Genomic DNA, 12,976 nt, shown 5'->3' with positions numbered 1-12,976 from the left:
ATGCCCGGATTATGATATTGAACCATTTTTTGTCTTCTACTTTTTTAGTCACATCTGGTAAAACACAGGAACCTCTGTTTTTCTTATCTAAAGATGCACCCTCTTATCTGCTTCCCTTATCGTATGGTATACCCTCTGCTCTAGGTGCCTGAGAATTTCTGGAGGAGAATGCCAGTATAATTAAGGTGGCTATATAGGGAATCATTTTATAAACTTCATTGGATATTGGCAGATCCTTTAATACCGGAATTCCTGAGTAAGCGGAGGCAAATGTTTTCATAATTCCAAAGAAAAATGCCGCTACAATAATCCGTTTTGTTCTCCATTGTCCAAATATTAATACTGCCAGTGCCAGAAAGCCGTAACCGGCAACACTTGCATTAAAGTTGGTGGAAGTCGGTACGATAAATACCAGACCACCGATACCGGCTAATATACCGGATATAATGACACCTGCGTAACGGATTTTGTATACATTAATACCTACGGAATCGGCCGCCTGAGGATGTTCCCCGCAGGCACGTAACCTTAAGCCAAATCTTGTATGATTAATCACTATTTCCGATAATATGGCTATACCAATACCTAAGTAAGTGGTAATATAGCTGTTTCGAAACAGCAATGGTCCTAATACGGGGATATCTCCTAATACAGGTACCTTTGCGATATGAAAAGTATCCTGAAAAGGAATCTGCTGTAAACCCTGTACCATTCTGGCGACAAAGATAGCAAAAGCCGGTGCAAATAGATTCAGGGCAGTACCGCTGATCGTCTGGTCTGCTTTCAGATTAATGGAAGCAAATGCATGGAGCAGGGAAAAAACTGCTCCGGACAGTCCGGCTATCAATACCGCTAAAAGTAATAAAATCTGTCCGCTCATACGGGTCTCAAAAATATGGATAAAAGCAATACTGATAAAACCGCCTATAATCATGATTCCTTCCAAAGCAATGTTAACGATACCGCTTCTTTCCGAAAACATTCCCCCAAGTGCAACAATTAACAGAGGAATCGCAAAAAACATTGTCTGCTGTACAATAAAATATATAATATCCATCAGCTTTCCTCCTTTGCTTCACCGGCGGTTTTGCGGGCAAGTTTTCCGATAATGCTTTTAAATAACAGAGCAAAAGCACCGCAATATATGATAGCTGAAATAATGATATCAATTACTTCCGGTACAAAATTATATAACTGCGTATTATTACCGCCAACTGTTATATGGGCGATAAACAAACCTGCAAATAAGATACCGATTGGGTTACTCATACCAAGCAATGCCACGGATATACCGTTAAAACCCTGAGGGCTAATACATCCAGAACCTGCAGATATTTTCCCGATCCGGCAAGATATAACAAACCTCCGCCAAGACCGGAGAGAGCTCCTGCAATTACCATGGATAAGACTATATTTCTCTTTGCATTAATACCCGCATACTTACTTGCACTGGGGCTGTGCCCGCAGGCTTTTAATTCATATCCGAATATGGTTTTATTTAATATAATATAAATAAGAATCACTATTAAAATAGCTATAAATATACTAATATTCATATTGGTAGAACGGAATAACACATCCAGGCCGGCCTTCGGTATTATTGCTGACTTAGCTACCGGCACGGATTGGTTTTTAATCGGATCATGCACAAATTTAACAATTAAAATATTAACTAAATACATTCCGATATAATTCATCATAATAGAAGTAATTACTTCATTTACATTGGATATGGCTTTTAAAATACCTGGTACCGCTCCCCAAAGCGCTCCTGCCAAAGTTGCGCCGAGAAGTGCTACGATCCAGTGGATACCGGGAGGCAAAAAGGTCCATTTTACACCAATATAAATTGCCCAGAAAGCTCCGAATGTAAACTGTCCCGAGGAACCAATATTAAATAACCCGGTTTTAAAAGCAAAACCGACTGAAAGACCGGTTAGGATAATCGGTGTAGCCAAGTAAAGAACTTGTCCGAGTCCTGCCATCCCATCTGTAAAACCTCCCATAAGAATCATCCAGAATGCCGGGAAAGCCTGTTTGGCATTACTAAAGAGAAGAATGATAAGCCCAAAGATAAGGCCGGCAGCTATGGCCATGAGGGAAGCAAAAAAGCTTTTACTGCCTTTACTATTCCAAAAATTATGCTTCTTTTTCATGCTGTATACTCCTTTTTGAGCCGGACATATAAAGTCCTAATTCCTGTACGGAAACTGTTTTAGGATCCAGGTCAGCTACAATTTCCCCTTCGTAAATTACCAGAATCCGATCACTGACTTCCATTACTTCATCCAATTCCAGAGAGACTAAGAGGACAGCTTTTCCTTTATCCCTCTGATTAATTAACTGTTTATGAATATACTCCGTAGCTCCGATATCAAGGCCTCTGGTGGGCTGTACCGCAATTACGATATCCGGATTGCGGTCCAATTCCCTGGCAATGATAACTTTCTGCTGATTACCTCCGGACATATCCCGAACGATGGAATCTTCTCCCTGACCGCTTCTGATATCATATTGATCAATTAATTTCCTTGCATATTCCCTGACAGCATTAAAACGGATCATACCTTTGTTTTGAAACCTTGGTTCAAAATAAGTCTGAAGTACGATATTTTCCTGCAGATTATAATCCAGTACCAGACCGTGTTTATGCCTGTCCTCCGGAATATGAGCCAACCCATCCATACATTTTTTACGTATTGATTCCTTCGTAATATCTTTACCGTTTAAAGTTACTTTCCCTGATTGAATCGGGATAAGTCCTGTAATGCCATAAACCAGTTCCGATTGCCCGTTACCGTCTATCCCGGCAATACATACAATTTCTCCTTTTCTTACCTGGAAGGAGACATCATTGACGATATTTTTATGGGACGATCTGGATACAACCGTAAGATTCTTAACTTCAAGAGTTACTTCTCCGGTTTTTAATTCCGGTTTGTCCAGATGAAAGTTTATCTTTCGGCCAACCATCATCTCTGACATCTCTTCTTTCGTAGCCGTTTCCACATCAATGGTACCGATAAATTTACCCTTTCGCAATACGGTGCAACGATTGGCTACCGCTTTAATTTCATTTAATTTATGGGAAATAAAGATGATGGACTTGCCCTCATCTACTAAATTCTTCATTATTTTCATTAATTCTTCGATTTCCTGAGGTGTCAATACTGCCGTCGGCTCATCAAATATTAAAATATCATTATTGCAATATAGCATTTTAAGAATTTCAACCCGCTGCTGCATACCTACCGTAATATCTGATATGTAAGCATCCGGGTCAATTTTTAACCTATAATGATTACTTAAATCCATTATTCTTTTTCTGGCTTCCTCCATTTTAAGAAAGCCGCCTTTTACCGTTTCCCTGCCTAATACTATGCTTTCCAATACGGTAAAATTATGAACCAGTTTAAAATGCTGGTGAACCATTCCAATACTTAAGTTGTTGGCATCATTAGGATTGTTGATTTTTGCCGGTTTGCCGTTAATCTTAATCTCTCCGCTCTCTGCCTGGTATAAACCGAATAATATACTCATCAAGGTGGATTTGCCTGCACCGTTTTCTCCTAAAAGTGCATGGATTTCGCCCTTTCCAACACATAAGGTAACATCATCTAAAGCCTTAAAATTACCAAACACTTTCGTGATATGATTCATTTCAATAACATATTCCATTGCAGTCCTCCTGGCATGTTTAAAATGAGGCTGCTGCAAAATAGTATAAAAACATAATATAGTTTTGCAACAGCCTTATTTTATTCTTATCCTTTTTCCTTATTGAACTACGTTAACAGCTACATTTTCAACCGGAACGCCACTTGCATCTTTTGCTACGGTATCATTGCCAATTGTTATTTCTTTCTTAACGATTTTATCATAAATTGCATCATAATCTGCCTGTGTAAATTTCTCAAACTTAGAAGATTTCATAGGAAGCTGAACACCTTCGCTGCTTGCATTTAAAGTAGCAGTGGTTCCGCCAGGGAATTTATTGCTATAAAAACTTGCAAGGGCATCGGATACGGATTTGCTCAAATTCTTCATAGAGGAGGTGATTACGGTATCGGATTCGGATGACTGGTCAACGTCAACACCGATAACCTTTTTACCTGCTGTTTCAGCAGCTTTCATAACAGAGTTACCAACTGCACCGCCGCAGGCAAATATAACTTCGGTTCCTTCATTATACCAAGCTGCCGCTTTCGCCTGATTATCCGGTGTAGCATCAAAATTACCGACATAGGTATATTGAATCTGTACATCATCCTTTGCCAAACCTAATTCTTTAGCTGCATAATCTGCTCCCTGAATAAAGCCATATCCATAACGGATAACGGCAGGTACTGCCATACCGCCCATAAATCCCAGTTTTTTATAACCTTCTTTTACAATTGCATAACCGGCAAGAAAACCTGCTTCTTCTTCCGCATAGAAGATGGAGTAAGTATTATCTTTGATATCATAGTTGTAATCACCGCTATGAGGTGCACCGTCTAAGATAATAAATTTCACATCCGGATATTTCGTTTGAGCTGTGAAAACCGGAACTTCAAATAAATAACCTGGACATACGATAATCTTTGCACCGGCTTTTACCGCTAAATCCATGGATGCAAGATAAGCATCGTCGGACTTTTCTGTTGGTTTATAATATTTATAAGTTAAATTATTTGATTTTGCATAAGCTTCCACACCTTCCCATGCACCCTGATTAAAGGACTTATCATCTATGGTACCGATGTCTGTAATTAAAGCAACTTCATATTTGCCGGAATCATCTCCGTTATTCGCAGCAGTATCTGTTGTATTTGCTGTTGTATTTGCTGTCGTATCTTCTGCCGTGGCACCTGCTTCATTCGTAGCAGTGTTTCCGGCATCTCCCGTATTATTTCCTTTTGTTCCGCACGCTCCTAAGGATAGTAATACTGCTGCCAATACTACACTTAATAATTTTTTTGTTAACTTCATGTTGGTTCCTCCCAATAATTATTTTTTATACCTTTTCTTTACTCCTGTGTTACCTGGTCATTCCTTCATTATTTTATCCCGAAAATTGGTTTATCACTCTCCTCTTTTATGATTCTTATACTATCAAACCTGTTTTACCCAGATTATTGCAAAACAACCCATTAAGCTCCATACCGTTTCGCAATTACCTATTTCTGTTTGAATGTCAAGCAATCTCCAATGCTATTTTCATCATATTTTGAAAGCTGTTTTGTCTCTCCTCAGCTGTGGTTTCTTCACCCGTTACTAAAGAATCGGAAATAGTGCAAATAGCAAGTGCATTTTTACCAGCCCTTGCAGCATTCATATAAAGAGCTGCCGCTTCCATCTCAACACATAGGATGCCCATTTTACTCCACTTCATAGTCCCTTTAGAATCATCATAAAAAGTATCGGAGGACAGGAAATTACCGACTTTATAATGGATTCCCATTTCTTCCGTTACGTCTACGGCTTTTTTTAATAAATCATAGGACGCTATTGGTGCATAGGTTCCCGGTAATTCAAACTGGCTAACATAATTGGAATTCGTACAGGCACCCATGGCAAAAGCTACATCCCTTACTTTTAAATCCTGATTTAGGGAACCTGCAGTACCAATACGGATAATATTATCAACATCATAAAAATTGAATAGTTCATAGGAATAAATTCCGATGGAGGGCATCCCCATACCGCTTGCCATAACAGAAACCGTCTTGCCTTTATATTTACCGGTATAGCCGTTAATTCCACGAACCGAATTTACTAATACGGCATCTTCCAAAAAATTCTCCGCAACAAATTTAGCTCTTAACGGATCTCCCGGCATTAAGACCGTTCTGGCAAACTCTCCTGTCTTTGCTGCTATATGTGGCGTTGGTATACTCATATTTTTTTCCTCCTAATACTCTTTCGCTAATTTTCCCTTTATCAGGTTAATAGCGGAACTGGTGCCGATTCTTGAACATCCTTCGTTAATAAAGGTTTCCAAATCTGCTACACTTTTCACACCGCCGGCTGCTTTTATCCTCACATTGGGGCCAATGTTTTCTTTAAATAATCTGACATCCTCTAAAGTTGCACCGCCTGTACCAAAACCTGTAGAGGTTTTTATAAAATCAGCACCCGCATTGGTGACGGCGTGGCACATGGCAATTTTCTCTTCACGGGTAAGATAACAGGTTTCTATAATTACCTTTAGAATTTTATCTCCCACAATTTTTTTTAAGAATGCGATTTCGTCTTCTACCTTCTTATAGTCCCCATTCTTAACATCCGTAATATTGATAACCATATCGATTTCCTTAGCGCCATCCTCTAATGCCTGTTCACATTCAGCAGCCTTTGCAATGGTGGTACTGTATCCCAAAGGAAATCCGATTACCGTGCAAATATTCAGCTTATCACCATATTTATCATGGATCCTTTTTATATAGCAGGGCGGTATACAAACGGAAGCAGTTTTATACTCCAATGCTTCCTCACATAGATTTTGAATATCTTCCCAGGTAGCTATAGCTTTTAACTGTGTGTGATCAACATAATGTAACATTTCTGATTCTTTCATTTTTTCATCCTTTCTTGTGTTTAAACTCTCCTAATAAAGTAATGTTTATAGTAACAAAAGATATGTTTATTAGGCTGATGCCAGAATTATATTATAGTATGTGTTATGTAAGTTATATATTTCATTCTCAAAATATTTTTTAATTAAACTGGTAAACTGTAAACCTTAAATCTTAAACCTTAAACCTTAAACCTTATTACTTTCAACTTTAAAAATGTATTTTTTCTACTTATATACTAACACTTTTCATGATTTCGGTCAATAATATTTTGTTTTACTTTTAACATTTTTCCTGTTTGATTTGTCACATTATATCACTATTCTGGATATTTTGTTACATTTCTAAAATTGTTAGATAATTATTGAATCAATAACACAAAAATGTTATAATGCTAACATATAGTCGAAACTCTTTCGTTAATTAACGTATTGAAAACCATGGAGTCAGGAGAGAATTATGGGCAAAAAGGCTGATCGTATGAATCGATTAATTGATATCATTAAGTCTAAAAACGGAGCTTCCGTTAAGGAACTTGCATCTTTGTTAGGGGTTTCCGAAATGACTATAAGGCGGGATTTAATCGTATTAGAACAAAATAATATCGTTAATAACGTTTATGGTGCCGCTATCTATAATCCTGCTTATAAACAGGAACAACCCGATTCCTCCTATGAACTTTCCAATGCGAAAAATACGCAGGATCTTGAGAAAAGCAAAATCGGTGCCTTTGCTGCTTCCATGATTAAGCCGGGTGATATTGTCGTTATTGATACCGGATCTACCACGGAGATGCTTGCAGAAAATATAGACGATACTCTGGAAGCAACTATTTTATGTTATAATGCTAACATTTTAAATTCATTAAGATTAAAGGAGAATCTTTCACTTATATTTTCCGGCGGAAGATACCACCCTAAAACCCAGATGGTGGAAAGCGCGGAAGGAATAGAATTAATCCAAAGTATGCGGTTTACCAAGGCCTTTATCTCTGCGGCAGGAATCCACCACAACTTAGGCGTTACCTGCGTATATCATTATGAGATACCACCCAAAAAAGCGATTATGCAATCTTCTTTAGAGAAAATTCTAATACTGGATTCCACGAAATTTGACCAGGTAAAACCGGCTTATTTTGCAAATCTGGAAGATTTTGACGTAATTATTACGGATTCTTCCATTCCCGAGGAGTGGAAAAAAGAAATTGAGAATTTAAAGATACAATTATATATGGTATAACGAACAAAGTGTCAGCAGGCTGACACTTTCGCGCCCGAGCGGATTGATTGCAAAGCAATAAATTCCTTTCCGCGAAATGCGCATCCCCGGAGGGTTTTTATCTCATAGGATGAACTTTCTATGAGATAAAAAAGAGTAGTTTTGATTATCCTTAACAAAAGATAGTCATTACTACTCACATTAATATATATCGTTATTATTTAATTATTCTGCTGATTCTAAGCTGGTCAAATATTCATCGAACTCTTTTTCCTGCTCGTCATAAAAAACATCAATAGACGGTAAATTAAGTGCAAAGAACAATCCAAGTAATGTCTTAGCATCAAAATCAAATGTTCCGCTGGCAGTTCTGATTCTTACATCAGTTTTACATTTGGATGCCTCTTTATTAAAGGCATAAAGATCATTAGCAGTTTTAAAGATAATTGTTTTGCTTTTCATAGATATCACACTCCCATCTAAATTATAATAGTATCATATAATATTTTCCTGATTATAACAATTTCTTCTTTGTATAAAATAGATATAAATTTAGTGCAAATTTTGGTAATGTCCTACAATAATATATCCGTATTTCTGTTATAATTCTTCAGATGAAAAGTGCCTTAATCCAGACTTTATCTTTTCACAAGATCCCTTATGCAGTTTTATGTATTTCCGTATAATTACAGTATAATATCATGTTATTTAGAAGTCAATATAACATGATTAATTTATATAATATCAAATGATAGCAGATTAGCTCAACTCTGCTCTGATAGCCAGTGCATCGGAAACATTTCTGGTTGTTATATTATAAATATCGTTTTCTAAAAATTGCTTAAGAACCCTTTTCTCATTCACTGTCCAGGCAGAGCATAAAATTCTATTCTCTTTTAAATATGTAAGTAATGATTCCGTACACAAATGATAATCAATATTGATGCACTTAATCTCATATCTGGAGGTTTCAAGTGCTGCTTTGATTAATCCATGATATAAAAAATCTTTATTGTCTGATCCACAAACCTCATCTAACTCAGGAAATAATATTTCTATATTTAAAAATACATCAACTTGGGGCAATTTATTATTTCCTTTTTCTATCAACATCAAATCCACATTTCCCGAATAAATCAACTGATTATTAACACCGATTTTTTCTGCTAACTTGTAGATTTCAATTTCTAATTCTTTCTGCTTTAAATCACAATTTATCTTTTTATCCGGATATTCCTTTAACATATAAAAAGCTGTCTCTAAAAGAGGGGCTTCGTTATCTGCTTCATCATGAGACAGGACCAGAATACCTTTCCCATTTTTCTGCACGTCCACTTCCAAACAGTCTGCTTTACTGTTCAGTGCATATTTAATGAATTCTATGGAATTATCATTTGTCCGATCGCAACCGGAATGAGCCGTTATTAAAGTCATTTTATTTACTCCTTTTTTTTCATTTGATGGTGTATAAATTGATGACATATAAATATATCAATTTATTGGTAAATTTATATAATATTATTATAAACTTATAATCATTTGTTGACAACTCCCTTTAGAAACGATACCATATTTCTGACATCTAAAATAACTTTAGGGATCTCATAGCTTCAGTTGCCCTATGGGCAAAATTCAGCTCTGAAATTGTATTAATTGCATGGTATATTGATACAATGATGGTGCTTCCCAATTGCCTGATACTATAATTCCCGGAAAGGAAAATATGAAAGAGATACAGACTTTAACCGGAACTCTGGATAGGGGATTCGTTGGAAACATCACCTACAATTTTAACCTGGAATCCTCCTATGATAAATTATATATCTGTTTAACTTATGATAATGAAAAAATTGAAACCGCAGATAGTTATTACAAGCATAGAATTGAGGAGGCTTATGAAAAGCACTATGGTTTTAAACCAGACGATAATCAACTACAGGATGTGATCGGTTCAATGAAAACAGAAATTCAGCTTGCAGCATTTATAAACGGAAGTTTTGTTGGAAATATCCACATGCCCGGAACGAAAAAAGAAATGATTCTGTCGGAAAAGCTAAGTTCCGATGGCTGTCTTCCCTGCAAAAACATGAAAGGTCTGTTAAAGATCGTAATTAACGCTTTTAGCGTTTTAGAAAACCGTACTTCCTATATACTGCAAATAAAAGGAGAAGAACAGAATGTATAAGCGAGTTGAATTACATAACCATACGGTTGAATCGGATGGAAAAATGACCGTGGATGAATTGGTACAATATTTCCATACCAACAAAATTAATCATTTCTCCTTAACAGATCACAATACCATATCCGGCCATAGAAAGCTAAAAAAAGCAGTTGATTCCTCGGGTTTCCTATGGAGTATATAACCGGATACGAACTTACTTCCTATTATGGCCATATATTATGCCAGAATGTATCCACGTATATCCCCTGGGACGATATCGATAAAAATAATGCAGATATTTTATTGGAACGGGTTCATACCGCAGGAGGTTTGGTTGGTATTGCCCATCCGTTCAGCATCGGAGCACCTATTTCAAACGGAATGCAATTTAGCATGGAGATTCACAATCATCATTTGTTAGATTTTATTGAGATTATTAATAATGCTCACCCAATGATTCCGGACAATTACAAGGGGATACTCTGGTGGGAAAATCTCCTCTTTAACGGGTTTCGGATTGCACCGGTCAGCGGTATGGATTTCCATCGTCCCTGTGACAGGAGTGATTTTTTTACTACATATATTGAAATTCCGGATACTTTTAAAAATAATACTCTTGCAGAACAATTTACGAATGCCATTACAAATTGTAAAACCTGTGTAACAAAAGGACCGATCATAAAAACTAATTTAACAAATAATTCGTTGTTTATAGAACTGCTTTCTAAAGAAGATGGATTTTTAAATGAGATTGACTGTAAAGACCCCCTGTACCTTAAAGTCAAAACAGCCTCTGAGGAAACCGTAGTATCGATTGATAAAAACTTGAGAACAGACATGAATGAACTTATCTCATCAACTGATTCTGTTATTGTTATAGAACTATATAAAGATAAAATAGAATGGCAGAATCTGATAGCAATCGGGGCACCGGTCTTTCTATAAGGAACGATAAAAAAAACGGCAATAAATCCATGTCATACCGGGCTTTAAACCGCGGCTGATTTAGTGTTTAGGGCTACCCGATTCGGGTAACCCTGCCGTACGTGATGAATCAACGGATTTTAACTTTACTTCCTCCTTTTATAAACAGGGGTATCTGCTCAATAGGTGCCTCTACTGAAATGGTCTGTCCACCCGTATAGGTTTCACCGAGCAATAATCAAGCAAAGCCCGCACCGCCTCTTTTGCATATCCATTTCCCCAATGTTGTCTGCCGATTAAATAATAGATTTCTTTTTGATTATGATCATAATTAATTCCGCCAACACCACACCAGCCGATATGGGTGCCATTTTCTTTTAAAGTGATGTTAAAGGAATATTTAAAATCTTCGTTGTAACCTGTGTTATATGAGTCAATTAGCCAATAAAACAAGTTCTTATATTCATCTAATGGCATAACGTCCATATCCAAATATCGGAAAAGTTCTTTGTTTTGCATCAGCTGGAAACACTCCATTAAATCTTCTTCCCTGTATGGCCGGATGATAAGCCGTTCTGTTTCGATTTGCATATTTTTTATTGCCAGCATGGTATTCCCCTTTTAACGTTAATATGTTTTCGTTTATTACTAATTAAGTTTTACAGCCTAAACAGTATTGTATTGTTAGATAATTAATCGTATTTTCCTGTTATTAGTATAATAGACTTAGGAATAACAGACTACCTTAAATATTTTTCATAAAACACATTGAGAAAATAATTATTCATAAAACATTTTATATAATATCTTATTTAAACGGAATAAAATCTCACAATCAATCTATTCCCCATTACAACAATAGATTCAAACCTAAACCCACAACACCGCATAGACTCATGACCAAAATGGGGTTCCATTTCCATTTTCGCAATATCAAAAATGCAATAAGGAATATTCCTGCCCCAAACCAATTGACATTCGCAAATTGTATGGTACTCCCACCAAAAAGTACTAAATGCAGAATAGAGAGGCCCGCTGCAGCAATCAAAGCAACAACCGCCGGCCTCAAGCTGGATAAGACACTCTGCAAAGCAGCAACACCCTTATATTTGTAATACACATAAGCCAGCAGCGAAACAATGATACAGGATGGCAAAATACTGCCAAAGGTTGCAATAATGGCACCTCCAACTCCGGCAATTCGTATTCCTACAAAAGTGGCCGAATTAACGGCAATGGGGCCCGGCGTCATTTCCGCTATGGTTATCAGATCAGTATATTCGCTCATGGTAAGCCAAGCATGTCTCTCAACCACTTGGTTTTGAATCAGCGGCATAGCAGCATATCCGCCGCCGATACTGAATGCTCCGATTTGTATGAAGCTGAGAAAAAGCTGTATATAAATCATTGTCTGCACTCCTTCCTATGCCTATGCAGCTCTTTAAAAATTCCAATCACCGCGGCTGCAAGGATTATATAAATGACATTTAAATTTAGAAAAAAGGTTGCGACAAAAGCCAATACCAAAATTGCTATATTCATGAAAGATTTTTCTTTCAGAACATTCCTGCCCAAACCGCATACTACATCCAGAATTACCGCTGCTACGCCTGCCTGCATACCTTTTAGAACAAGTGCAACATACTGATTACATGCAAATGCGGCATAAAAAAATGAGATGACCGATAAAATGATCATGGGCGGCAGAATAGTACCCAGAACCGCTATTGCCATACCTACGGGACCGGCAAGACGCCAACCTACAAGAATAGCGGCATTGACTGCAATTGCCCCTGGGGACGACTGCGCCAGAGCAGCTAAATCAAGCATTTCCTCTTCCTCTAACCAATGCAGTTCATCGACAAATTTACGTTTCATAAAGGTAATAATTACAAAGCCACCCCCAAAGGTGAATGCACTGATATAAAGGGTACTTAAGAATAGTTTAAATAGCATTTTCGCCCTGTTACAGGCTTTCATTCCGTTGTCCATATTAGCCTCTTTCCTGAGGCTGTTGCAAAATAATAAATATATCGTTCTCGAACCCAGAATCATTTTCACCCAAGTAAATATAAATATTAAATTTTGCAATAGCCCCGTTAAATCGTAGTTG

Annotated in this window: 14 protein-coding genes and 1 pseudogene; 4 read left to right on the top strand and 11 right to left on the bottom strand. The window is 37.1% G+C overall.

Translation table 11 applies throughout. From position 1 onward, the window contains the following. Positions 1-103: 103 nt before the first annotated feature. From Ana3638_RS07640 to deoC, 6 genes and pseudogenes are all read right to left on the bottom strand, one after another. Complete coding sequence (locus Ana3638_RS07640; protein ID WP_161837493.1) at positions 104-1,057, bottom strand: ABC transporter permease; 954 nt, start codon at positions 1,055-1,057, stop codon at positions 104-106. Further along, positions 1,057-2,156 (bottom strand): annotated as a pseudogene (locus Ana3638_RS07635) (ABC transporter permease). The gene Ana3638_RS07640 and the pseudogene Ana3638_RS07635 overlap by 1 nt, the downstream one beginning before the upstream one ends. After that, complete coding sequence (locus tag Ana3638_RS07630) at positions 2,140-3,678, bottom strand: ABC transporter ATP-binding protein (protein WP_161837492.1); 1,539 nt, start codon at positions 3,676-3,678, stop codon at positions 2,140-2,142. The pseudogene Ana3638_RS07635 and the gene Ana3638_RS07630 overlap by 17 nt, the downstream one beginning before the upstream one ends. Before the next feature lie 99 nt (positions 3,679-3,777). Beyond that, positions 3,778-4,971: a BMP family lipoprotein gene (locus Ana3638_RS07625; protein ID WP_161837491.1), complete on the bottom strand. Its 1,194-nt coding sequence runs from the start codon at positions 4,969-4,971 to the stop codon at positions 3,778-3,780. A gap of 205 nt (positions 4,972-5,176) precedes the next feature. Beyond that, complete coding sequence (gene deoD, locus Ana3638_RS07620) at positions 5,177-5,881, bottom strand: purine-nucleoside phosphorylase (protein WP_161837490.1); 705 nt, start codon at positions 5,879-5,881, stop codon at positions 5,177-5,179. Positions 5,882-5,893: 12 nt separating this feature from the next. Further along, positions 5,894-6,559, bottom strand: coding sequence for a deoxyribose-phosphate aldolase (deoC, locus tag Ana3638_RS07615; RefSeq protein ID WP_161837489.1), 666 nt, complete (start codon positions 6,557-6,559; stop codon positions 5,894-5,896). A gap of 457 nt (positions 6,560-7,016) precedes the next feature. Between deoC and Ana3638_RS07610 the strand changes: the two genes are divergently transcribed. Next, on the top strand, positions 7,017-7,796 hold the full coding sequence (locus Ana3638_RS07610; protein WP_161837488.1) for a DeoR/GlpR family DNA-binding transcription regulator: 780 nt from the start codon (positions 7,017-7,019) through the stop codon (positions 7,794-7,796). Between the two features lie 204 nt (positions 7,797-8,000). Here Ana3638_RS07610 and Ana3638_RS07605 read toward each other — a convergent pair whose 3' ends face one another. After that, on the bottom strand, positions 8,001-8,237 hold the full coding sequence (locus tag Ana3638_RS07605; RefSeq protein WP_161837487.1) for a hypothetical protein: 237 nt from the start codon (positions 8,235-8,237) through the stop codon (positions 8,001-8,003). Between the two features lie 297 nt (positions 8,238-8,534). Beyond that, the gene (locus Ana3638_RS24610; protein WP_202621584.1) at positions 8,535-9,209 is read right to left on the bottom strand and encodes a glycerophosphodiester phosphodiesterase; all 675 of its coding nucleotides are present in this window, start codon (positions 9,207-9,209) and stop codon (positions 8,535-8,537) included. 289 nt (positions 9,210-9,498) lie between these two features. Between Ana3638_RS24610 and Ana3638_RS07595 the strand changes: the two genes are divergently transcribed. Genes Ana3638_RS07595 through Ana3638_RS07585 form a run of 3 tightly spaced genes read left to right on the top strand, consistent with a single transcriptional unit; the run spans position 9,499 to position 10,884 of the window. Beyond that, a complete protein-coding gene (locus tag Ana3638_RS07595; RefSeq protein WP_161837486.1) occupies positions 9,499-9,960 on the top strand; it encodes a DUF6669 family protein in 462 nt (153 codons plus the stop codon). Continuing rightward, positions 9,953-10,141: a PHP domain-containing protein gene (locus tag Ana3638_RS07590; RefSeq protein ID WP_161837485.1), complete on the top strand. Its 189-nt coding sequence runs from the start codon at positions 9,953-9,955 to the stop codon at positions 10,139-10,141. The genes Ana3638_RS07595 and Ana3638_RS07590 overlap by 8 nt, the downstream gene beginning before the upstream one ends. Further along, complete coding sequence (locus Ana3638_RS07585) at positions 10,129-10,884, top strand: CehA/McbA family metallohydrolase (protein WP_161837484.1); 756 nt, start codon at positions 10,129-10,131, stop codon at positions 10,882-10,884. Before Ana3638_RS07590 ends, Ana3638_RS07585 begins: the two co-directional genes overlap by 13 nt. A 171-nt stretch (positions 10,885-11,055) precedes the next feature. On the opposite strand, the gene Ana3638_RS07580 is transcribed toward Ana3638_RS07585, so the two are convergent. The 3 genes from Ana3638_RS07580 to Ana3638_RS07570 all read right to left on the bottom strand — a co-directional run bounded on the left by Ana3638_RS07580 (position 11,056) and on the right by Ana3638_RS07570 (position 12,855). After that, positions 11,056-11,472 carry a GNAT family N-acetyltransferase gene (locus tag Ana3638_RS07580; protein WP_161837483.1) on the bottom strand — a complete coding sequence of 139 codons (417 nt, stop codon included), beginning with the start codon at positions 11,470-11,472 and terminating at the stop codon, positions 11,056-11,058. A 241-nt stretch (positions 11,473-11,713) separates the two neighbouring features. Continuing rightward, the gene (locus Ana3638_RS07575) at positions 11,714-12,271 is read right to left on the bottom strand and encodes a chromate transporter (protein WP_161837482.1); all 558 of its coding nucleotides are present in this window, start codon (positions 12,269-12,271) and stop codon (positions 11,714-11,716) included. Beyond that, entirely contained in the window at positions 12,268-12,855 is a 588-nt protein-coding gene (locus tag Ana3638_RS07570) for a chromate transporter (protein ID WP_202621583.1), read from the bottom strand. The genes Ana3638_RS07575 and Ana3638_RS07570 overlap by 4 nt, the downstream gene beginning before the upstream one ends. Positions 12,856-12,976 lie beyond the last annotated feature (121 nt).

The sequence above is a fragment of the Anaerocolumna sedimenticola genome, assembly GCF_009931695.1.
Classification (GTDB): domain Bacteria; phylum Bacillota; class Clostridia; order Lachnospirales; family Lachnospiraceae; genus Anaerocolumna; species Anaerocolumna sedimenticola.
The sequence above is the reverse complement of the archived record's forward strand: the minus strand, read 5'-3'. Positions and strand labels throughout refer to the sequence as shown.

Bases quoted from the DNA above. Each gene is read 5' to 3' on its own strand.
- Ana3638_RS07575 (WP_161837482.1), bottom strand. From the start codon at position 12,271: ATGATTTATATACAGCTTTTTCTCAGCTTCATACAAATCGGAGCATTC.
- Ana3638_RS07585 (WP_161837484.1), top strand. From the start codon at position 10,129: ATGGAGTATATAACCGGATACGAACTTACTTCCTATTATGGCCATATA.
- Ana3638_RS24610 (WP_202621584.1), bottom strand. From the start codon at position 9,209: ATGACTTTAATAACGGCTCATTCCGGTTGCGATCGGACAAATGATAAT.
- Ana3638_RS07595 (WP_161837486.1), top strand. From the start codon at position 9,499: ATGAAAGAGATACAGACTTTAACCGGAACTCTGGATAGGGGATTCGTT.
- deoC (WP_161837489.1), bottom strand. From the start codon at position 6,559: ATGAAAGAATCAGAAATGTTACATTATGTTGATCACACACAGTTAAAA.
- Ana3638_RS07630 (WP_161837492.1), bottom strand. From the start codon at position 3,678: ATGGAATATGTTATTGAAATGAATCATATCACGAAAGTGTTTGGTAAT.
- Ana3638_RS07610 (WP_161837488.1), top strand. From the start codon at position 7,017: ATGGGCAAAAAGGCTGATCGTATGAATCGATTAATTGATATCATTAAG.
- Ana3638_RS07625 (WP_161837491.1), bottom strand. From the start codon at position 4,971: ATGAAGTTAACAAAAAAATTATTAAGTGTAGTATTGGCAGCAGTATTA.
- Ana3638_RS07605 (WP_161837487.1), bottom strand. From the start codon at position 8,237: ATGAAAAGCAAAACAATTATCTTTAAAACTGCTAATGATCTTTATGCC.
- Ana3638_RS07640 (WP_161837493.1), bottom strand. From the start codon at position 1,057: ATGGATATTATATATTTTATTGTACAGCAGACAATGTTTTTTGCGATT.
- Ana3638_RS07580 (WP_161837483.1), bottom strand. From the start codon at position 11,472: ATGCTGGCAATAAAAAATATGCAAATCGAAACAGAACGGCTTATCATC.
- deoD (WP_161837490.1), bottom strand. From the start codon at position 5,881: ATGAGTATACCAACGCCACATATAGCAGCAAAGACAGGAGAGTTTGCC.
- Ana3638_RS07590 (WP_161837485.1), top strand. From the start codon at position 9,953: ATGTATAAGCGAGTTGAATTACATAACCATACGGTTGAATCGGATGGA.
- Ana3638_RS07570 (WP_202621583.1), bottom strand. From the start codon at position 12,855: ATGGACAACGGAATGAAAGCCTGTAACAGGGCGAAAATGCTATTTAAA.